A 20633-nucleotide genomic window follows, 5' to 3' on the forward strand; every position below is an offset into this window, starting at 1 on the left:
ATACCCTACCCACACACCACACCCCCCCCCAACACCCCACCCCGAATAACACCCCCCCCCCCCCCCCCCCCCCCCCCCCCCCCCCCCCCCCCGGCACCCACCCACCCTCCCGAGAGCCCACCCCCACAAACAGACCCCCGCGTCAGCGTCCCCCCACCCCGTAGGCTTCAGGAGTTGAAGGGGAAGCCCGGCGGAGGGTTCCCCACCCCTGGGAGGGTGGATCATGTCGACGGACACACCGGGCTCACAGTCGTCCCTGCACCGGGCGAACCTGGAACGGGTGCTCCGCGCGGTGCGGATGGCCGGCTCGCTCACCCAGGCCGAGATCGCCCGCGGCACCGGCCTCTCCGCGGCCACCGTCTCCAACATCGTGCGGGAACTGAAGGAGAGCGGCACCGTGGTGGTCGCCGACACCTCCTCCGGCGGCCGCCGCGCCCGCAGCGTCTCGCTGAGCGGTGACGCGGGCATCGTGGTGGGCATCGACTTCGGCCACACCCACCTCCGGGTGGCCGTCGGCAACCTCGCGCACCGGGTGCTGGCGGAGGAGAGCGCCCCGATCGACGTGGACGTCTCCGCCGCGCAGGGCTTCGACCGGGCGGAGGCGATGGTCGAGCGGCTGCTGGAGCAGGCCGGGTTCCGCCCGGAGAAGGTGATCGGGGTGGGCCTCGGGGTGCCCGGCCCGATCGACGTGGAGACCGGCGCGCTGGGTTCGACCGCGATCCTGCCCGGCTGGACGGGCATCGCCCCGGGCCGGGAGCTGGCGGAGCGGCTCGGCATGGCGGTGCACGTGGACAACGACGCCAACCTGGGCGCGCTGGGCGAGCTGGTCTGGGGCGCCGGCCGGGGCCTGAGTGACCTCGCGTACATCAAGGTCGCCAGCGGGGTGGGCGCGGGCCTGGTGGTGAACGGCCAGATCTACCGCGGCCCGGGCGGCACCGCGGGTGAGATCGGGCACATCACCCTGGACGAGGCCGGCCCGGTCTGCCGCTGCGGCAACCGCGGCTGCCTGGAGACCTTCGTCGGCTCCCGCTACCTGCTCTCGCTGCTCACCTCCACCCTGGGCGCGGACCTCACCCTGCCCCGGGTGGTGGAGCTGGCCCACCAGGGCGACCTGGGCTGTCGCCGGGTGATCGCCGACGCCGGCCGCCAGATCGGTACGGGCGTGGCGACCTTGTGCAACCTGCTCAATCCGCGCCGGGTGATCCTCGGCGGCGACCTCGCCGAGGCCGGTGAGCTGGTGCTGGCCCCGATCCGGGACTCGGTGGCCCGCTACGCCATCCCCAGCGCAGCCCGTCAGCTGTCGGTGGTCCCCGGCACCCTCGGCGGCCGGGCCGAGGTGCTCGGCGCGCTGGCCCTGGTGATGAGCGAGATGGGCGAGTCCGGCGCCCTCGGCCATCGCTGAGCCGCGCACCCCACGCGCTCACCCGGACAGCCGCAGCCACCGGCGAACACCTGTTCGTCAATACGAATTGACGCACACCCCCTGACCGACCTCCGGGAATGGCGGTAACCGGCCGGTGGCACCGGGCGTGCCGCTCGGCGTCCGCCAAGCGGACATTAGACTCGACCGGTCGGTACCGGCCGCGACCACCGGCCTGCCGCCGGACCGGGCAGCGACGCCCGTCGGACCGTCCGTGGTCCGCGAACACTGAACGAGGAGGAACGGGTGGCCCTGCTGACCCGCATTCGGGGACCGCGCGATCTCGACCGGCTCACGCCCGGACAGCTGGCCGCACTGGCCCAGGAGATCCGGACCTTCCTGGTGACCGAGGTCTCCAAGACGGGCGGCCACCTCGGGCCCAACCTCGGCGTGGTGGAGCTCACCATCGCGCTGCACCGCGTCTTCGACTCGCCGCGCGACCGCGTCCTCTTCGACACCGGCCACCAGAGCTACGTCCACAAGCTGCTCACCGGCCGCCAGGACTTCTCCCGGCTGAAGATGAGCGGCGGCCTGTCCGGCTACCCGTCCCGCGCCGAGTCCGAGCACGACGTGATCGAGAACTCGCACGCCTCCACGGTCCTCTCGTACGCCGACGGCCTGGCCAAGGCCAACAAGATCCAGGGCAAGGCCGACCCGGTCGTCGCCGTCATCGGTGACGGCGCGCTCACCGGCGGCATGGCCTGGGAGGCGCTCAACAACATCGCCGACGCCAAGGACCTGCCGGTCGTCATCGTCGTCAACGACAACGAGCGGTCCTACTCGCCGACCATCGGCGGTCTGGCCAACCACCTCGCCACGCTGCGCACCACCCAGGGCTACGAGCGCTTCCTCTCCTGGGGCAAGGACGCCCTCCAGCGCACCCCGGTGGTCGGCCAGCAGCTGTTCGAGACCCTGCACGGCGCCAAGAAGGGCCTCAAGGACTTCATCGCCCCGCAGGGCATGTTCGAGGACCTCGGCCTCAAGTACATCGGCCCGATCGACGGCCACGACCTGACGGCCCTGGAGTCCGCGCTGACCAAGGCGCGCGGCTTCGGCGGCCCGGTGATCGTGCACTGCCTGACCGAGAAGGGCCGCGGCTACCACGCCGCCGAGAACAACGACGAGGACCGCTTCCACGCCGTCGGCGTCATCCACCCGGACACCGGCCTGCCGGTCAAGAACTCGGGCAAGGACTGGACGTCCGTCTTCGGCGAGGAGATGGTCGCCCTCGGCCACGAGCGCGAGGACATCGTCGCGATCACCGCCGCGATGCTCCACCCGGTCGGCCTGGCCCCCTTCGCCAAGGCCTTCCCGGACCGCATCTTCGACGTCGGCATCGCCGAGCAGCACGCCGTCACCAGCGCCGCCGGCCTGGCCACCAACGGCCTGCACCCGGTGTTCGCGGTCTACGCGACGTTCCTGAACCGGGCCTTCGACCAGGTCCTGATGGACGTCGCCCTGCACAAGCTGGGCGTCACCTTCGTGCTCGACCGGGCCGGTGTCACCGGCACGGACGGCGCCTCGCACAACGGCATGTGGGACATGTCGATCCTCCAGGTCATCCCGAGCCTGCGGCTGGCCGCCCCGCGCGACGCGGACCAGGTCCGCGCCCAGCTGCGGGAGGCCGTCCAGGTCGAGGACGCCCCGACGGTGGTCCGCTACTCCAAGGGCACGGTCGGCCCGGCCGTCCCCGCGGTCGGCCGGGTCGGCGGCATGGACGTGCTGCGCGCCGCCGAGGAGTCCGCCGGCGCCCACCGCGCCGACGTGCTGATCGTCTCGGTCGGCGCGATGGCCCCGACCAGCCTGGAGGTCGCCGAGCTGCTGGCCGCCCGGGGCGTCACCGCCACCGTGGTGGACCCGCGCTGGGTCAAGCCGGTGGACGAGGCCCTGCCGGGTCTGGCCGCCGAGCACCGGGTGGTCGTCACGATCGAGGACAACGGCCGGGTGGGCGGCGTGGGCGCCGCCGTCGCCCAGGCGCTGCGGGACGCGGACGTGGACCTGCCGGTGCGCGACTTCGGCATCCCGCAGGAGTTCCTGGACCACGCCAGCCGGAACGAGATCCTGGCCGAGATCGGTCTGAACGCCCCCGACATCGCCGAGAAGGTGGCAGCCCTGGTCGCCAAGCTGGACGCGGCGCGGGTCGAGGCCTGAGGCGCGGTCGGCGGAACGGGTCGGCAGTCCGCTGCCGGGTGACCCGTTCCGCCGACAACCGATTGTCGTAACCCCGTAACAGTTCGTCACGGAGCAGGCTGACAATCGCACTGAATGGCGGGACCGGCGCCATCCATGCCGATCCCGCCCGGTAGGTTGTCAACCGTGCCCACCCCCACCCGCCTCCGCCTCGCCGGACTGGTCGACCGCCTGCCCGCGCGCGCGCGTACCCACATCCGCCAGGGGTACTGGACGAGGCTGGTGCCGCTGCTCACGCTGGTCGCGGTGGCCACCCACATCCCGTCCTTCGCCCGGCCGGTCTGGAGCCCCGACGAGGGCTTCCTGGCCACCCAGGCGCGGATGCTCGCCGACGGCGGAGTCCTCTACGACACCGTGGTGGACCGCAAGCCGCCGCTGCTCCCCTGGCTCTACCAGGCCTCCTTCGCCGTCTTCGGCTCCGCCTCGCTGTGGCCGCTGCGCACCCTGGCGGTGGCGGCCCACCTGGTCACCGCGATCCTGCTGGCCTCGATCGCCCGCGGCCGCTGGGGCAACCGGGCCGGGGCCGGCGCCGGACTGCTCTACCTGTTGGTCTCCATCGGGCTCTCCCCGGAGGACACCCAGGCGGCGACCTTCGAGGTCTTCATGCTGCCCGCGATGGTGGCCGCCTTCCGGTACGCCGAGCGGCGCCGCTGGCTGGCCGCGGGCATCGCGGTCGCGCTCTGCTCGCTGACCAAGCAGACCGGCGGGGCGGTGCTGCTGCCGGTGCTCTGGATGCTCCTGCAGGACGCCCGCCGACGAGGGGTGCGCTGGCCGCCCGCGCTGTTCAAGATCGGGTTCGGTTTCGCGGTGCCGATAGCCCTGGTGGCGGTCATCCTGACCAAGCCGAAGGGCTTCCTCTTCTGGGTGGTCACCGGCAGCGGAGACTACGCCTCCTTCGGCGGCGCCTGGCTGCAGATGCTCGGCCGGGCCTTCGGCAACCTGGGCATCCTGGTCGTGGCGGGCCTCGGCTTCCTGTTCCCGGTCGGCCGCCGGCTCTGGTTCAAGTACCGCCACCGGCCGCTGCCGGTGGCCGGCGAGGAGCACGGCTCGACCACCGACCTGTGGGTCTGGCTGCTCTCCTCGGCCGTCGCGGTCAGTGTGGGCTTCCACTTCTTCGGCCACTACTACCTGCAGCTGATCCCCCCGCTGGTGCTGCTGGGCACCGGCGCGGTCGCCACCTCGGCGATCCGCTGGAAGCCGGTCCTGGTGTACACCACGGTCGCCGCCACGGTGTTCTGGGGCCTGGCGCTGGCCTGGCCGGGGGAGCAGATGAGCCGCAACACCGAGGTCGCCACCGCGGTCGCCGCCCAGACCACCCCCAAGGACACGATGCTGGTCTGGGGCATGCACCCCGAGCTGTACTGGCTGGCCGACCGCAAGCCCGCGAGCCGCTACCTGACTGCCGGCTTCCTCACCAACTACAGCGGCGGCAAGGACGGCAGCGGCAACGTGGGCGAGCAGTTCAGCGTCAACAACGCCTGGCAGACCTTCGACAAGGAGCTCGCCAACGGCCTGCCGGAGATCTTCGTGGACGACTCCGGCGTCGCCCCGTACCAGCCCGTGCTGGTCCCGCGGATCGAGAACCTGCTGGACACCCACTACGAGATGATCGGCGTCATCGGCGACACCGTCGTCTACCGCCTCAAGCACTGAGGCCCGAGCGGCGCCGAAGAACACGGAGGAGCCCCCGGCGACCGAGGTCGCCGGGGGCTCCGCTCGTAGCGCTACGCCTTACGCGGGCACCGAGGCCACGCCGGGGGCGAGGAACTTCTTGCCGTTCACCCGCTCCGAGACGCCCTCACGGTCCAGGTACGGGGTGATCCCGCCCAGGTGGAAGGGCCAGCCGGCGCCGGTGATCATGCAGAGGTCGATGTCCTGGGCCTCGCCGACGACACCCTCCTCCAGCATCAGGCCGATCTCCTGGGCCACGGCCTCCAGGGAGCGGTTCAGGACCTGCTCCTCGGTGAGCACCGAGTCGCCGAAGGTCAGCAGCTCCAGCACCTCGGGGTCGAGGAACTGCTTGCCGTCCACCCAGGTGTAGAAGCCGCGCTTGCCGGCCTTGACCACCTTGCCGAGGTTCTCGGAGACGGTGAACCGCTCCGGGAAGGCGCCGGCCAGGGTCTCCGAGACGTGCAGGGCGATGGCCGGGCCGACCAGCTCCAGCAGCACGATCGGGGACATCGGCAGGCCGAGCGGCTCGACGGCCTTCTCGACGCTGGCGATCGGGGTGCCCTCGTCGATGATGTTCTGGATCTCGCCCATGAAGCGGGTCAGGATCCGGTTCACCACGAACGCCGGGGCGTCCTTGCAGAGCACCGAGGTCTTCTTCAGCTTCTTCGACACGGCGAAGGCGGTGGCCAGCGACGCGTCGTCGGTCTGCTCGCCGCGGACGATCTCCAGCAGCGGCAGGATCGCGACCGGGTTGAAGAAGTGGAAGCCGACGACCCGCTCGGGGTGCTTCAGCTTCGAGGCCATCTCGGAGACCGACAGCGAGGAGGTGTTGGTCGCCAGCACACAGGTCGGCGAGACCACGTTCTCCAGGTCCGCGAAGACGGTCTGCTTGACGCCCATCTCCTCGAACACGGCCTCGATGACGAAGTCCGCGTCGCCGAAGGCGGCGGCCTTGTCCAGCGAGCCGGTGACCAGGCCCTTGAGGCGGTTGGCCTTGTCCTGGCCGATCCGGCCCTTGCCGAGCAGCTTGTCGATCTCGGCGTGGACGTAGCCGACGCCCTTGTCGACGCGCTCCTGGTCGATGTCGGTGAGGACCACCGGCACCTCCAGACGGCGGGCGAACAGCAGCGCCAGCTGCGAGGCCATCAGGCCGGCACCGACGACGCCGACCTTGGAGACCGGGCGGGCCAGCGACTTGTCCGGCGCACCGAACGGGCGCTTGGCCCGGCGCTGCACCAGGTTGAAGGCGTAGATGCCGCTGCGCAGCTCGCCGCTCATGATGAGGTCGGCCAGGGCCGCGTCCTCGGCGTCGAAGCCGGCCTGCAGGCTGGCCTTGTCGGCGAAGTCGGCGTCCTTGACGGCGGCGATGATGTCCAGCGCCTTGTAGGCGGCCGGGGCGGCGCCGTGCACCTTGGCGTCGGCGACCATGCGGCCCCAGAGGACGGCGTCGTCCCAGGCCTTGCCGCGGTCGATCGCCTCGCGCTCGACGACGACGTCGCCCTTGAGGACCTTGGCGGCCCACAGCAGCGACTGCTCCAGGAAGTCGGCCGGCTCGAAGATCGCGTCGGCGATCCCCAGCTCGAACACGTCCTTGCCCTTGAGCTGCTTGTTCTGGTTCATCGAGTTCTCGATGATGACCTTGACGGCCTTACCGGCACCGATCAGGTTCGGCAGGATGGTGCAGCCGCCCCAGCCGGGGACGAGGCCGAGGAAGACCTCGGGCAGCGAGAACGCCGGGACGCCCGCGGACACCGTGCGGTAGTCGCAGTGCAGGCCGACCTCGACGCCGCCGCCCATGGCCGCGCCGTTGTAGAAGGCGAAGGTCGGGACGGGCAGCGCGGCGATCCGCTTGAAGACCTCGTGGCCGCCCTTGCCGATGGCCAGCGCGTCGGCGTGCTGCTTGAGCAGCTCGACGCCCTTGAGGTCGGCGCCGACGGCGAAGATGAACGGCTTGCCGGTGATCGCGGCGCCGACGATCTTGCCCTCGGCGGCCTCGGCCTCGACCTGGTCCAGCGCCTCGGACAGCTTGAGCAGCGAGCCCGGGCCGAAGGTGGTCGGCTTGGTGTGGTCGAAGCCGTTGTCCAGGGTGATCAGGGCCAGCTTGCCGGCCTGCAGCGGCAGGTCCAGGTGGCGCACGTGCGCGGTCGTGACGACCTCGCCCGGGAACAGCTCGGCGCCGTGCTGGAGCAGCTCAGTGGTGTTGCTCATGCTCACTTACCACCCTCGAACTCGGCCGACTTTTCCGCGCCGCTCCAATGCGGGTTCTCCCAGATGATGGTGCCGCCCATGCCGAAGCCGATGCACATCGTGGTGAGGCCGTAGCGGACGTCCGGGCGCTGCTCGAAGCGGCGGGCCAGCTGGTTCATCAGGCGCACGCCCGAGGAGGCCAGCGGGTGGCCGAAGGCGATCGCGCCGCCGAACGGGTTGACCCGCTCGTCGTCGTCCGCGATGCCGTAGTGGTCCAGGAAGGACAGCACCTGGACGGCGAAGGCCTCGTTGACCTCGAAGGCCTGGATGTCGTCGATGGTCAGACCGGCCTTGGCCAGCGCCTTCTCGGTGGCCGGCACCGGGCCGATGCCCATGACCTCGGGCTCGACGCCCGCGAAGGCGTAGGAGACCAGGCGCATCTTGACCGGGAGGCCGAGCTCCTCGGCGACGTCCTCGGCGGCCAGCAGCGAGGCGGTGGCACCGTCGTTCAGACCGGCCGAGTTGCCCGCGGTGATGTTGCCGTGCGGGCGGAACGGGGTCTTCAGGCCGGCCAGCGACTCCATCGTGGTGCCCGGGCGCATCGGCTCGTCCACGGTGGCCAGGCCCCAGCCGGTCTCGCCGACCTCGGGGTTGGTGTTGCGGATCGAGATCGGCACCAGGTCGGGCTGGATGTCGCCGTTGGCGTACGCCTTGGCGGCCTTCTCCTGGGAGCGCACGGCGTAGGCGTCGCAGCGCTCCTTGGTGATGTGCGGGAAGCGGTCGTGCAGGTTCTCCGCGGTCATGCCCATGAACAGGGCGGACTCGTCGACCAGCTTCTCGGAGACGAAGCGCGGGTTCGGGTCCACGCCCTCGCCCATCGGGTGGCGGCCCATGTGCTCGACACCGCCGGCCACGACCACGTCGTACGCGCCGAAGGCGATGCCGCCGGCGGTGGCGGTCACGGCGGTCAGGGCGCCGGCGCACATGCGGTCGATCGAGTAACCGGGGACGGACTTCGGCAGGCCGGACAGCAGGGCGGCGGTGCGCCCGATGGTCAGACCCTGGTCGCCGATCTGCGTGGTGGCCGCGATGGCGACCTCGTCGATGCGCTCGACGGGCAGGTTCGGGTTACGGCGCACGAGCTCCCGGATGCACTTGACGACGAGGTCGTCGGCGCGCGTCTCGTGGTAGATGCCCTTCGGGCCGGCCTTGCCGAACGGGGTGCGGACGCCATCGACGAAGACGACGTCCCTCGCGGTACGAGGCACGGGGGCTCTCCTCCCAGGGACCAACATTTGAGGTGGGCAGGCTGCCGCCGGAAGAACCCGAGCGGCGCCGCATCACGGCCATGCTACCCGCCGGTAACCAACCTGCCCAGGCCTCTCGGAGGGTTCTGACCATGTGTCCCGCGACACGTCCGTCGGCACGTCCGACCAGGAAGGCTTCCCGCAGACGTCGAAGGGGATGCCGTCCGTGCGGACGACATCCCCTTTTCGGAGCCCTGCCGGCGGTGCTCCACCGGCGTTCCGGCGGCGGCCCGTCGGTGGATCAGCCCTCGGCGGTGGCGGTGGCGGCGGTGACGAAGGCGGTGGCCAGCACCGGCGCCACCAGGTCGACCTGCCACTGCCGGGCACCGAGCCGGCGCAGTGCGGCGGCCACGCCGTCGGCACTCGGATCGGCCGGCGGCTCCCAGGAGACCCGGCGCACCAGGTCCGGGGTGATCAGGTTCTCGGCCGGCAGGTGGTGGCGCTCGGCCAGCTCGCTGACCGCGGCGCGGGCGCCGGACAGCCGGGCGGCCGCGACCGGGTCCTTCTCCGCCCAGGCGCGCGGCGGCGGCGGTCCGTCGTGCGGTGCGGCGGCCGGCGGCAGCTGGTTCTCCGGGACCTCCCGGCCGCGCTGTACGGCCGCCAGCCACTGGTCCAGCTGGCGCCGGTGCAGCCGCGGACCGAAGCCCTGCACGGCCTGCAGCGCGGCGATGTTCAGCGGCATGGCCAGCGCGGCGTTGACGATCGCGGCGTCGGAGAGCACCCGGCCGGGGGAGACGTCGCGCTCCTGGGCCGTCCGGTCGCGGGCCAGCCACAGCTCGCGCACCACGGCCAGCTGGCGGCGTCGGCGGACCTTGTGCAGCTGCGAGGTGCGCCGCCACGGGTCGGTGCGCGGGGCCGGGCGGGGCGCGGCGGCGATCGCGGCGAACTCCTCCAGGGCCCAGCCGAGCTTGCCCTGGGCGTCCAGCTCCCGTTCGAGTGCGTCACGCAGCTCGACCAGCACCTCGACGTCCAGGGCGGCGTAGCGGAGCCAGGGCTCGGGCAGCGGGCGGGTGGACCAGTCGACCGCCGAGTGCTCCTTGGCCAGACTCAGCCCGAGCACGTTCTCGGTCATCGGCCCGAGGCCGACCCGGGCGAAGCCGGCGATCCGCCCGGCCAGCTCGGTGTCGAACAGCCGGGTCGGTCTCATGCCCACCTCGGCCAGGCACGGCAGATCCTGGGTGGCGGCGTGCACCACCCATTCGGCGTCCGCGATGGCGGCGCCCAGCCCGCTGAGGTCCGGGCAGGCGATCGGGTCGATCAGGGCGGAGCCGGCGCCGGCTCGGCGCAGCTGGATGAGGTACGCACGCTGGCCGTAGCGGTAGCCGGAGGCCCGCTCGGCGTCAACGGCGACCGGTCCGGTGCCCGCGGCGAAGGCGGCGATCGTGGCGGCCAGCGCCTGCTCGTCCGCCACGACGGGCGGGATCCCCTCCTTCGGTTCGAGGAGCGGGACCGGGGCTGCTTCTTCTGGGATGGCTGCTACGGCGTCGGTCACCCACCAAGGGTACGACGGTCCCTGGAACTGGGAGTGTTGTCGGACTGGTCAGACTGTTGATCGCCCGCTCTGCTACGCGTCCACCCGCGTCCGGGCCGTCGCTCGCGTGACCGTCCGCCCGAGTCCCCGGGCGCCAGCGGGCGAGCGTGCGGCGGCCCAGGAGGAACGTTCCTCCTGGGCCGCCGCAGCGGTTCGGCTCGGTCGACTCAGTGGATGATGCCGGTGCGCAGCGCGACCGCCACCATCCCGGCGCGGTCGCCGGTGCCGAGCTTGCGGGCGATCCGGGCGAGGTGGCTCTTCACGGTGAGCGCCGACAGGCCCATCGCCACGCCGATCGCCTTGTTCGACTGGCCCTCGGCGACCAGCCGCAGCACCTCGACCTCGCGGCCTGACAGCTCGCGGTAGGCGGCCTGCTGCGGGCCCGGTGCCCCGGGGGCTCCGGGCGCACCCGGGGCGCCGGTGGCACCCGGCATGCCCGGCATCCCGGGGCGGCGCATCCGGCCGGCCAGCCCGGCGGCACCGAGCGGCAGGCCCGGGCGGCCGGGCATCGCGACATTGGTGCGGGTGCCGGTGACCACGTATCCCTTGACACCGCCGGCCAGCGCGCTGCGGACGGCGCCGATGTCGTCGGCGGCGGAGAGGGCCAGGCCGTTGGGCCAGCCCGCGGCGCGGGTCTCGGCGAGGATGGTCAGCCCGGAGCCGTCCGGCAGATGGACGTCGGCGACGCAGATGTCACGTGGGGTGGAGACCCGGGGGCGGGCCTCGGCGATCGAGGACACCTCGATCACGTCGCGGACGCCGAGCGCCCAGAGGTGGCGGGTGACAGTGTTTCGGACGCGGGGATCAGCGATGACCACCATGGCGGTGGGCTTGGTCGGGCGGTAGGCGACCACGTTTGCGGGGTGCTCAAGAAGGACCGACACCAGGCCTCCTGCGGGGAGTGGCGGACGGAACCCCGAGGGGGCGGTCGGAGTGTTCCGCGTTCGGAAAGGGTCACAGTCTGCTTCGGCAGCTACCGTGCCCGGCTTTAGCGAAAGATCACGATCTAGTGAGTAACAATACGGACAAATCGCGCATATGACTGATGCGACATGCCTGGAATTCGTACAAAATCGATCAGATTCGTCACGGATCGGTCGACTTTGACCGGTTAATTGACGCAGAGCAGGACGGAAGTCACACTCCGTCAGTCCTGGGGGTGGCTGTCGGGGCCGAAGGTGCCGTCGGGGCCGGACGCCACCCGTCAGTGCGACCGCGGGCGTCGCCGGGCGGGCATCGGGACCACTCCACCGAGTGACGTGACCTCGGTCGGGGTCTGCGGGGCCGGGGAGACCGGCGGCAGGCCGGCGCTGATGCAGAGCAGGTCGCCCCAGGCCGCCAGGTGCCGTTCGAAGCGGCCGTCGGCCGGGGTCCAGGAGGCCCGGATCTCGATCTCGGTCGAGGACGGGCGGTCCGCCAGGCCGCCGAAGTACTGCGAGGCACAGCGGGTCACCGTGCCGGACGGCTCCGCGTACCCGGCGCCGTGCGCCTGCAGGGCGTCCAGCAGCCAGGCCCAGCCGACCTCGGAGAGCATCGGGTCGCCGGCCATCTCCGGCTCCAGCTCGGCCCGGGTCATGGTGACCACCCGGAACTCCCCGTTCCAGGCCTCCTGCCCGGCCGGGTCGTACAGCAGCACCAGCCGGCCGTCGGCCAGCTCCTCGCCGTCCACCTCCACGGTGGCGGTCAGCGCGAACGCGTGCGGGGCCAGCCGGCGCGGGGCCGGCGCGGGGGAGAGCTGGACCTCGGGCCGCAGCCGCGCCCCGTCGAGGGCCTCCACGGCGGCCCGGAACTCGCTCGGCGCCCCCTCCCGACCTGTTCCGCCACCTGTTCCGCCACCCTGTGCGGGGTGCCCGCCGACCGCTGCCATGACCCGAAGACTAGGTCGAAAACCCGGGTTATCGCCGCAACTTCCGTCCGAGCGGCGTGCCGGAACGGCAAACCCGGCCAGATCTTGGAGGAACCGACGAGACCGCCCGAGAAGGGCGGCCCCAGGCGCATGCGAAGATTTGACCCGTGAGCGAGACTACGGCAGACCCGACGGCGGCCACCCTCGACGGCCGAACCACCCCCGCGCGCCGCGGCGCCGCGTACGACTCCGCGTTCCTGCGCGCCTGCAGGCACGAGCCGGTGCCGCACACCCCGGTGTGGTTCATGCGCCAGGCCGGCCGCTCGCTGCCCGAGTACCTGAAGGTCCGCGAGGGCATCCCGATGCTGGACTCCTGCATGCGGCCCGAGCTGGTCAAGGAGATCACCCTCCAGCCGGTGCGCCGGCACAAGGTGGACGCGGCGATCTTCTACAGCGACATCGTGGTGCCGCTCAAGGCCGTCGGCATCGACGTCGACATCAAGCCCGGCATCGGCCCGGTCATCGCCGACCCGATCCGCACCTTCGAGGACCTCAAGCGGCTGCGCCCGCTGGAGCCCGACGACGTCCCCTATGTCACCGAGGCCGTCGGCCTGCTGGTGGACGAGCTCGGCGAGACCCCGCTGATCGGCTTCGCGGGCGCGCCGTACACGCTCGCCAGCTACCTGGTCGAGGGCGGGCCGTCCAAGAACCACGAGAACACCAAGGCCATGATGTACGGGCAGCCCGAGCTGTGGGCCGCCCTGGTGGACCGGCTCGCGGACATCACCTCCGCGTTCCTGAAGGTGCAGATCGAGGCCGGCGCCTCCGCGATCCAGCTGTTCGACTCCTGGGCCGGCGCGCTCGCGCCGGAGGACTACCGCCGCTCGGTCATGCCGGCCAGCGCCAAGGTCTTCGACGCCGTCGCCTCCTACGGGGTGCCGCGGATCCACTTCGGCGTCGGCACCGGCGAACTGCTCGGGCTGATGGGCCAGGCCGGCGCGGACATCGTCGGCGTCGACTGGCGGGTGCCGCTGGACGTCGCCGCCGAGCGGGTCGGCCCCGGCAAGGGCCTCCAGGGCAACCTCGACCCGGCGGTGCTGTTCGCGCCGACCGAGGTCGTCGAGACCAAGGCCCGCGAGGTGCTGCAGGCCGCCGAGGCGCTCGGCACCAGCGGCCACATCTTCAACCTCGGCCACGGTGTGATGCCGTCCATGGACCCGGACGCGCTCAGCCGGCTGGTCGCCTTCGTGCACGAGGCCAGCGCGCGCTGACGCCCCGCGGTGGCGGGCCCCCGGGGAGCCGGGGGCCCGCCATCGTCGCGTACCGGTCCGCTCAGTCCTCGGGCCCGGCGGGCTCGGCCTCCTCGTCCGGGGCGAGGGGTCGCGGCCTGGTCCGGCGCCAGTACCGGTAGACCAGCGCCGCCGGGATTCCGAGCACCAGCAGGAACGGCGCCACCGCGGCCAGCGCCACCACCAGTGCGGAGGCGATCGTCACCAGCACGTGCCAGCCGCCGCCGAGCGCGGAACCCACCGAGTCGCCGAAGCCCTCCTTCTCGGCCCTCGGTGCCGGGGTCGGCGTCGGCACCGCGACCTCGCGGCGGACCTCCAGCGTGACGGTCGAGTACGACGTCCGGGCGGACAGCTCCTTCTGCTGCTTCTGCAGCGACTCCAGGTCCGCCTCCCGGCGGCTCAACTCGCCCTCCAGCGAGGTGATATCGCTCAGCGACTTGGCCTGCGCCATCAGCGCCCGCACCCGGTCCACGCTCGCCTGCTGGGACTGCACCCGACTCGCCACGTCCGCGACCTGCTGGGTCAGGTCGTCCGCCTGGCTCTTGCGGGACACCACCTCGCCCAGGGCCGCCAGCTGGTCGACGGTCTGCTGGTAGGCCGCGGACGGGATCTTGAGCGTCAGCTGGCCGGACTCGTCCGCGCCGCCGCCGCTGACCGACTCGCCGCCCACGTAGCCGCCCGCTGCGGTAGTCAACTCCCTTGCCTTGCCCAGTACTTGGCTGACGTCCTTGGTGCGCAGGTCCAGCTGCGCGGTGTACGAGATCAGCCGGTTGTCGGCCACCGGGGTGACCCCGGCCGCCGTCGCGGCGCCGGACGGCTGCGCACCCGCCGGAGCTGCCGCCGCGCCGGGCGGATTCGCCGCCTTGGCCGGCCCCGCGGCCGAATCGTTCCCCGCCGGGCCCCCGCCGCCCGCGCTGCAGCCCCCCACCAGCAGCACCGCCGCGGCCACCGCCGCCCCCAGCGCCCCGGCTCTCGCCTGTCCACCCATTCCCGGCCCCTCCCCAAGTCCGTTGGCAGTTCCTGCCATTGGACGCAAGAGCCTGCCGGACGGACCCACCCGGGAGATCGCGAGTCCATCACGGCTCGGCGCCGGGTCGGACACGACCTACCCGACGCCGCCCGCGCCCCGGCCCCGATCTCCTCGGCGCGGTCCGCCCCGGTCGCGTCCACCACCCGCGCCCGCCTCGTCCCCGCCCCCCACCCGCGCCCGCGGCGTCGGCAACCCGCCCGCCCCCTCCGGACATGCCACCACCGCCCGCCGCTGCGCGACCGGCCGCACGGCATCGGCGGACGTCTTGGCCAGCCCGTCGTAGCGACAAGGTCAGCAAGTATGCCAAGGCCGGCATCCCGCACTACTGGATCGTGGAGGAGGAGGACGATCTGCCAGTCGTGCACGTCTTTGAGCTGGAGCCGGTGACCTCCTCTTACGTCTCGGCCGGGATCTTCCGGGGCAAGCTCGAACGCCGGGTGCCCTTTCCGATCGTGCTCGACCTGGACGCGTTGTCGAAGGGGCCGAGGCGTGCAGCGGATTGAGGGATCGGTGTAAAGACCTGCGAGACTGCGAGGCATGTCGGATGCACAGGTCGTCGTCGTCGGTGGTGGGATCGCGGGGCTGGCTGCGGCCGCCTTCCTGAGCGGGGCGGCCGGGGGGCCGGCGCGGGCGCGGGTGACGGTGCTGGAGGCGTCGGGGCGGGTCGGCGGGAAGCTGTGGGGCGGCGAGGTCGGCGGGGTCCGGGTGGACCTCGGGGCCGAGTCGGTGCTGGCGCGGCGGCCGGAGGCGGTGGAGCTGGCGCGGGCCGTCGGGCTGGGGGTGGAGCTGGAGCCGCCGACCACCGCGAAGGCGGCGATCTGGACCAGGGGCGCGCTGCGGCCGCTGCCCGGCGGGCAGGTGATGGGCGTCCCGGGTGACCTGGAGGCGCTGGCCGCCTCCGGGGTGCTCACCCCCGAGGGGCTGGAGCGGGCCCGGCACGAACGGGCCACCGAGGTCGGGGCGGACGTCGCGATCGGCCGCTACGTCGCCGACCGGCTCGGCCAGGAAGTGGTGGACCGGCTGGTCGAACCGCTGCTGGGCGGCGTCTACGCCGGTCGCGCCGAGGAGATCTCGCTGCGCGCCGCGGTGCCGCAGCTGCTGCCGATCGCCCAGGGCGGCGGCTCACTGGTCGCGGGGGTGCACGAGCTGGCGTCCCGGCCGCAGGTGGTCGGCACCCCGGTGTTCCAGGGCCTGCGCGGGGGCCTCGGCACCCTGCCCGAGGCGGTGGCCGCGGCCTGCGTCAAGGCGGGCGTGGACCTGCGCACCGACACCCCGGTGGAGGAACTGCGCCGCACCCCCGAGGGCTGGCGGGTGGTGGCCGGCGGTGAGGTGCTGACCGCGGACGCCGTGGTGCTGGCCGTGCCGGCGCCCGCCGCGGCCCGGCTGCTGCGCGCGGACGCCCCGGCGGCGGCCGCCGAGCTGGACGCCGTCGAGTACGCGGGCATGGCGCTGGTGACCCTGGCGTTCCGCCGCGCCGACCTGACCGAGCCGCCCAGCGGCAGCGGCTTCCTGGTGCCCCCGGTGGACGGCCGCCGGATCAAGGCCTCGACCTTCTCCTCCAACAAGTGGGGCTGGCTGGAGCGTTCCGCCCCGGACGCCTTCCTGCTGCGCACCTCGCTCGGCCGCCACCGCGAGGACGCGGTGCTGGAGCTGCCGGACGAGGAGCTGGTGGCCCGCTCGCTGGCGGACCTGGAGGAGGCGATCGGCCTGACCGCCCGGCCGTACGACACCTTCGTCTCCCGCTTCACGGCCGGCCTGCCGCAGTACCCGGTGGGCCACCCGGACCGGGTGGCCCGGGTGCGGGCGGCGGCCCGGGAGGTGGGTGCGCTGGCGCTGTGCGGCGCCGCGTACGACGGGGTGGGGATCCCGGCCTGCATCGGTTCGGCCGCCGCCGCCGCGGCGGCCATCGACAAACTGTTGACCCCGGCGACCGGGGACGGTTCCACGGAGAGGACAATGGGCGCATGACTGAGAGCGTTGAGCGGGAGCCCGAGCAGCGGCCCGAGAAGAAGAAGGCGCGCGACCTGAACCAGGTCATCCGCTACACCATGTGGTCGGTGTTCAAGCTCAAGGGCGCCCTGCCCGAGGACCGCACCGCCCTCGCCGCCGAGGTGGACGAGCTGTTCGCCCAGCTCGACGCCAAGGACGTGACGATCCGCGGCACCTACGACGTGTCCGGGCTGCGCGCGGACGCCGACATCATGGTCTGGTGGCACGCCGAGGACTCGGACGACCTGCAGGAGGCGTACAACCGCTTCCGCCGCACCGGCCTCGGCCGCCAGCTGGAGCCGGTCTGGTCGAACATGGCCCTGCACCGCCCGGCCGAGTTCAACAAGTCGCACATCCCGGCGTTCCTCGCCGACGAGCACCCGCGCGACTACGTCTGCGTCTACCCGTTCGTCCGCTCCTACGAGTGGTACCTGCTGCCGGACGCCGAGCGGCGCGCGATGCTCGCCGAGCACGGCCAGATGGCCCGCGGCTACCCCGACGTGCGGGCCAACACGGTGGCCTCGTTCGCGCTCGGCGACTACGAGTGGCTGCTCGCCTTCGAGGCCGACGAGCTGCACCGGATCGTCGACCTGATGCGCGACCTGCGCCCCTCCCGGGCCCGCCTGCACGTCCGCGAGGAGGTGCCGTTCTTCACCGGCCGCCGCAAGCCGGTGAGCGAACTGCTGAACGGCCTGGTCTGACCCACGCCGTACGGAGGCCGGCTCCCCCTCGCCCAGGCAGGGGGAGCCGGCCTCCGGCCGTTCCCGCGGGCTCAGGTGCGGTGGGGGCGGAGGGCGGCGCGCAGGCGGGGGTCGGGGAGGACGGCGGGGCCGTTCATGGCGACGGCGGTGAGGAGTTCGCGTTCCTCGTCGTCGGCGAGGCCGCGTTGCCGGGCCGGGCGGACCTCGCGGAGGACCTCCTGGCCGATCGGGGAGGCCCAGCGGGTGTACGGGTAGACGTCGACCCGGGCCATCAGCAGGGTGCCCGCGGTGAGCACCAGCGGCAGGGAGAACCAGGCGAGCGGGGCGAGGGCGTCACCGCCGGTGAAGCCGCTGACGGACAGCGCGGCGGCGAGCAGGACCACCGTCAGCAGCATCGCGTGCCGGACCTGGCGGACCACCACCACGGTGCTGCGCTGGATCAGCGCCGGGGTGGCCAGGCCGGCCAGCGAGAGCCGGGCGCCGATCTCCAGCACGGTGGGGTGCTCGCCCATCGCCCGGCGCAGATCGTCCGTACGGCACTGGCCCTCGGGACCGACGGTGGCGACGACCGCCCGCTCCAGCCGGCTGCGGCCCCTGGGGTCGACCACGGTGGTCCAGCCGGTGTGGGCGAGGTGCAGCCGGCCGCGGCCGGCCATCAGGACGAGGGCGAGTTCGACCACCCGGTCCGGGCCGCCGGCCAGGTACGCCGTCTCGTACAGCCCGATGCCGACGGCCTCCGGCGGGCGCAGCCCGTCCTGGTCGGTGAGGGCGTCGGCGGTGGCGGTCATCCGCACCAGCCGGAGGCAGGAGAGCACCGCCGCGACGCAGGCCGGTATCAGGAACAGCAACCACATGGGCTTGTTCTATGCCTGGGGCCGTGGCGCGGGGAACGGCTTCCCGGAGCGCGATACCGAACTGTGACGTCAGGAGCCGCCGCAGCTGCTGCCGCAACTCGAACCGCAGCTGCTCCCGCAGCTGGACGAGGAGCCGCAGCTGCTGGAGTGCGAGGAACCGCACGAGGAGTGGTGCGAGGAGCCGCAGGAGGAGTGGTGGTGCGAGGAGCCCGAGTCGGAGGAGGCGCCGCACGAGGTGACGGAGGCGCCGCAGGAGGAGCTGCTCGACGAGGACGAGGAAGAAGAGGACGACGAGGACGAGGAGGAGAAGGACGAGGAGGAGAAGAAGGACGAGGACGCGGAGGCCTGCCGGACCGCCTCCTCCTGGGCCGCCGCGGCCAGCATCGCGGCCTCCACCTCCGGGCTGTCCAGCGAGGCGGCGGCCAGTCCGCCGAGGGCGACCGCGCCGAGCATCGCGCCGCCCGTGAGCCGGGGCGAGACGCCGGAGCTCGGCGACCACGGGGTGCTGCCCTGCATCAGGCTGAGCTGGCGCTGCCCGGCCGGGGTGACCCGGCCGTCGGCCAGGGAGTTGGTGAGCAGGGTGATGAGGCCGATGAACAGCAGCAGGCCCGGGTACCAGAGGTTGGCGCGGTCGTAGCCGGCCTGGTCGTCGTCGAGCAGCAGGGCGAGCCCGGCGGAGACCACGACGAGGAGCATCGCGAGCCAGAGCAGCCGACGGGCGTGGAAGGCCCGGCGCAGCCGCTCGGGGTGGCGCATCAGGCCGCGGTCGGCGAGCCGGTCACCGATCTCCTGGACGGCGGCCGAGCGGGTCACCGTGCGCCGTAGCGCGCCGAGCTCCCGGCTGCCGGTCGGGCCGACGGCGTCGTGGACCGCCTGGTCGACGGCGTCGTACGGCTTGGAGCCGGTGAGGGTGACCAGGCCGGCGCGGTTGATGACGACCTGCTCGCCGAGGTGCATCCGGACCAGGGCGGTGTCGAAGACCCGGCCGGGGCCGCCTGCGAGGAAGGCGGTGTCCAGCAGCGGCAGGCCGCGGCCGGGCAGGCCCTGCGGGTTCGGGACGTGCCGGACCCGCTGCCGGGTCTGCGCGGCGTACAGGGCGGCCGCGATCAGCAGGGCGGCCGGGATCAGGAAGTAGCTGTTGTGCCACATGGGCGTTCCCCCGGGAAGACGTCGGTTCAGTGGCCGCGCAGGGCGCGGCGCAGCCGGGCGAGTGGTCCGGCCGGCTGCGGCGCGGGGTGGAGCCAGTGCTCCAGGGCGCGGCGGTGGTCGGTGGCGGGCGGGCCGCCGTCGGTGAGCACCCACGCGGCGAAGGCCCGGGCGTCGGCGTGGTAGCCGCCGGTCTGCGGGTGGGTGCGGGCGTAGCGGAGGAAGAGCGGCCCGTACGCCGCCCCGAGCAGGCGGGGCAGGTCGGGGGCGACCTTCGCGGTGGTGTCACGCCGTTTGGCGGCGAGGCCGGTGGACTGGGCGCTGACCTGGTCCGGGTCGAAGCCGGGTGGGACGGGCGCGCCGGCCACCAGGGCGGCCAGCAGTTCCGTCTGGCGCCGGGCGAGGCGCTCCCGGGCTTCGTCGGTCGCGGACTCGCCGCGGTCCAGGTCGTTCATCGCGGGGTGCTCCCCTCCAGCACCCGGCGGATGGCGTCCAGTTCACCGGCCAGTTCTGAGGGCGGCGGGAAGTCGGCGTCCCGTTCCAGCAGGACGCCGGGCGGTGCGACCCGCGCGCAGAGTTCGGCCAGGACCTCCAGGACCGGTTCGGTGACGGGGTGGGCGTGGGTGTCGTGCCACACGCCGTCGACCAGGGTGCCGCCGGCGACGTGCACGTAGGCGAGCGCCTCCAGCGGCAGCCGGTCGAGTTCGGCGGCCGGGTCGGTACCGAGGTTGACCCGGTTGGTGTGCAGGTTGGCGACGTCGATCAGCAGTCGGACGCCGGTGCGCGCGACCAGTTCGGCGAGGAACTCGCCCTCGGTGAACTCGTCGTCGGGCCAGGCGAGTTGGGCTGCGATGTTCTCCAGGGCGAGCGGTACCGGGAGCTGGTCCTGGGCGATCCGGACGTTCTCGGCGATCACCCGCAGCGAGTCCCGGGTGCGGGGGACGGGCAGCAGGTGGCCGGCCTCCAGGCCACCGGCCCGGACGAAGGCCAGGTGCTCGGTGACCAGCGGGGAGCCGAGCGCGAGCGCCGCCCCGGCGAGCCGGCCGAGCCGGTCGCGGTCGGGCCGGTCCGCGCCGCCGAGGCCCAGGCCGACGCCGTGCGGGACGACGGTGACGCCGCGTCCGCGCAGGGCGGTGAGTGAGTCGGGCAGGTGGTCGGCGCAGATGTTCTCGGCGACCACCTCGACCCAGTCCAGGCCGGCTTGGCGCTCGACCACGGTGTCGATCTCGCCGCGCCAGCCGAGGCCGATGCCGAGCCGGGGTGCGGAGCCGGCGGTGGAGCCGACAGCGGAGCCCACGGTGGCGGCGACGGTGGCGGCGACGGGCAGGGTCAGGGCAGGGGAAGTCATCGGTTCGCCCCCTTCGGAGGGCTGGACGGGGGGCCGTCGGGCGGTGCGGGCGTCGTCGCCAGGACTGCGCGGCCGTGTTGCTGAGGATGTCCCCGGGCGGGGTGGCTGCCAAGCCTCACCCGGT

Annotated in this window: 15 protein-coding genes and 1 pseudogene; 7 read left to right on the top strand and 9 right to left on the bottom strand. The window is 73.0% G+C overall.

Annotated features, from left to right (window positions below; translation table 11 throughout):
- Positions 1–223: 223 nt before the first annotated feature.
- The 3 genes from ACZ3YL_RS36955 to ACZ3YL_RS36965 all read left to right on the top strand — a co-directional run bounded on the left by ACZ3YL_RS36955 (position 224) and on the right by ACZ3YL_RS36965 (position 5263).
- Positions 224–1402, top strand: coding sequence for an ROK family transcriptional regulator (locus ACZ3YL_RS36955; protein WP_188303610.1), 1179 nt, complete (start codon positions 224–226; stop codon positions 1400–1402).
- 264 nt (positions 1403–1666) lie between these two features.
- A complete protein-coding gene (gene dxs, locus ACZ3YL_RS36960) occupies positions 1667–3571 on the top strand; it encodes a 1-deoxy-D-xylulose-5-phosphate synthase (RefSeq protein ID WP_188303609.1) in 1905 nt (634 codons plus the stop codon).
- 165 nt (positions 3572–3736) lie between these two features.
- Positions 3737–5263, top strand: coding sequence for an ArnT family glycosyltransferase (locus tag ACZ3YL_RS36965; RefSeq protein WP_317620954.1), 1527 nt, complete (start codon positions 3737–3739; stop codon positions 5261–5263).
- A 78-nt stretch (positions 5264–5341) separates the two neighbouring features.
- Here the strand turns inward: ACZ3YL_RS36965 and ACZ3YL_RS36970 are convergent, their stop codons facing one another.
- From ACZ3YL_RS36970 to ACZ3YL_RS36990, 5 genes are all read right to left on the bottom strand, one after another.
- A complete protein-coding gene (locus ACZ3YL_RS36970; RefSeq protein ID WP_465661882.1) occupies positions 5342–7489 on the bottom strand; it encodes a 3-hydroxyacyl-CoA dehydrogenase NAD-binding domain-containing protein in 2148 nt (715 codons plus the stop codon).
- A gap of 2 nt (positions 7490–7491) precedes the next feature.
- A complete protein-coding gene (locus tag ACZ3YL_RS36975) occupies positions 7492–8736 on the bottom strand; it encodes a thiolase family protein (protein ID WP_188303606.1) in 1245 nt (414 codons plus the stop codon).
- 280 nt (positions 8737–9016) lie between these two features.
- Entirely contained in the window at positions 9017–10267 is a 1251-nt protein-coding gene (locus ACZ3YL_RS36980; protein ID WP_188303605.1) for an HRDC domain-containing protein, read from the bottom strand.
- 206 nt (positions 10268–10473) lie between these two features.
- On the bottom strand, positions 10474–11190 hold the full coding sequence (locus ACZ3YL_RS36985; RefSeq protein ID WP_188303604.1) for a LuxR C-terminal-related transcriptional regulator: 717 nt from the start codon (positions 11188–11190) through the stop codon (positions 10474–10476).
- 320 nt (positions 11191–11510) lie between these two features.
- Positions 11511–12173 (bottom strand): DUF3000 domain-containing protein, encoded by a 663-nt coding sequence (locus ACZ3YL_RS36990; RefSeq protein WP_188303603.1) that lies wholly within the window; start codon positions 12171–12173, stop codon positions 11511–11513.
- 146 nt (positions 12174–12319) lie between these two features.
- On the opposite strand from ACZ3YL_RS36990, the gene hemE reads away from it, so the two are divergent.
- On the top strand, positions 12320–13423 hold the full coding sequence (gene hemE, locus ACZ3YL_RS36995; RefSeq protein WP_188303602.1) for a uroporphyrinogen decarboxylase: 1104 nt from the start codon (positions 12320–12322) through the stop codon (positions 13421–13423).
- 61 nt (positions 13424–13484) lie between these two features.
- Here hemE and ACZ3YL_RS37000 read toward each other — a convergent pair whose 3' ends face one another.
- Positions 13485–14429, bottom strand: coding sequence for a DUF4349 domain-containing protein (locus ACZ3YL_RS37000; protein ID WP_465661885.1), 945 nt, complete (start codon positions 14427–14429; stop codon positions 13485–13487).
- Positions 14430–14803: 374 nt separating this feature from the next.
- On the opposite strand from ACZ3YL_RS37000, the gene ACZ3YL_RS37005 reads away from it, so the two are divergent.
- From ACZ3YL_RS37005 to hemQ, 3 genes are read left to right on the top strand one after another with little or no spacing between them, the layout of a single operon-like run.
- Positions 14804–14974 carry a hypothetical protein gene (locus ACZ3YL_RS37005; protein ID WP_465661887.1) on the top strand — a complete coding sequence of 57 codons (171 nt, stop codon included), beginning with the start codon at positions 14804–14806 and terminating at the stop codon, positions 14972–14974.
- Positions 14975–15008: 34 nt separating this feature from the next.
- Complete coding sequence (gene hemG / locus ACZ3YL_RS37010) at positions 15009–16439, top strand: protoporphyrinogen oxidase (RefSeq protein ID WP_465661889.1); 1431 nt, start codon at positions 15009–15011, stop codon at positions 16437–16439.
- Positions 16436–17161 (top strand): hydrogen peroxide-dependent heme synthase, encoded by a 726-nt coding sequence (gene hemQ / locus ACZ3YL_RS37015; RefSeq protein ID WP_188306042.1) that lies wholly within the window; start codon positions 16436–16438, stop codon positions 17159–17161. Before hemG ends, hemQ begins: the two co-directional genes overlap by 4 nt.
- Before the next feature lie 71 nt (positions 17162–17232).
- Here the strand turns inward: hemQ and ACZ3YL_RS37020 are convergent, their stop codons facing one another.
- From ACZ3YL_RS37020 to ACZ3YL_RS37030, 3 genes and pseudogenes are all read right to left on the bottom strand, one after another.
- The gene (locus ACZ3YL_RS37020; RefSeq protein ID WP_188306043.1) at positions 17233–18015 is read right to left on the bottom strand and encodes a TIGR04222 domain-containing membrane protein; all 783 of its coding nucleotides are present in this window, start codon (positions 18013–18015) and stop codon (positions 17233–17235) included.
- Between the two features lie 69 nt (positions 18016–18084).
- Positions 18085–19164 carry a TIGR04222 domain-containing membrane protein gene (locus ACZ3YL_RS37025; RefSeq protein ID WP_465661891.1) on the bottom strand — a complete coding sequence of 360 codons (1080 nt, stop codon included), beginning with the start codon at positions 19162–19164 and terminating at the stop codon, positions 18085–18087.
- A 26-nt stretch (positions 19165–19190) separates the two neighbouring features.
- Positions 19191–20458, bottom strand: a pseudogene (locus ACZ3YL_RS37030) (MbnB/TglH/ChrH family RiPP precursor modification enzyme).
- Between the last annotated feature and the right edge of the window lie 175 nt (positions 20459–20633).

It is taken from the genome of Kitasatospora sp. NPDC023176 (genome assembly GCF_055560495.1).

Coding starts and splice junctions, on each gene's coding strand:
- ACZ3YL_RS36955 (WP_188303610.1), top strand. CDS start 224: ATGTCGACGGACACACCGGGCTCACAGTCGTCCCTGCACCGGGCGAAC.
- hemG (WP_465661889.1), top strand. CDS start 15,009: ATGTCGGATGCACAGGTCGTCGTCGTCGGTGGTGGGATCGCGGGGCTG.
- ACZ3YL_RS37020 (WP_188306043.1), bottom strand. CDS start 18,015: ATGTGGTTGCTGTTCCTGATACCGGCCTGCGTCGCGGCGGTGCTCTCC.
- ACZ3YL_RS36990 (WP_188303603.1), bottom strand. CDS start 12,173: ATGGCAGCGGTCGGCGGGCACCCCGCACAGGGTGGCGGAACAGGTGGC.
- ACZ3YL_RS36970 (WP_465661882.1), bottom strand. CDS start 7,489: ATGAGCAACACCACTGAGCTGCTCCAGCACGGCGCCGAGCTGTTCCCG.
- hemQ (WP_188306042.1), top strand. CDS start 16,436: ATGACTGAGAGCGTTGAGCGGGAGCCCGAGCAGCGGCCCGAGAAGAAG.
- ACZ3YL_RS37000 (WP_465661885.1), bottom strand. CDS start 14,429: ATGGGTGGACAGGCGAGAGCCGGGGCGCTGGGGGCGGCGGTGGCCGCG.
- ACZ3YL_RS37025 (WP_465661891.1), bottom strand. CDS start 19,164: ATGTGGCACAACAGCTACTTCCTGATCCCGGCCGCCCTGCTGATCGCG.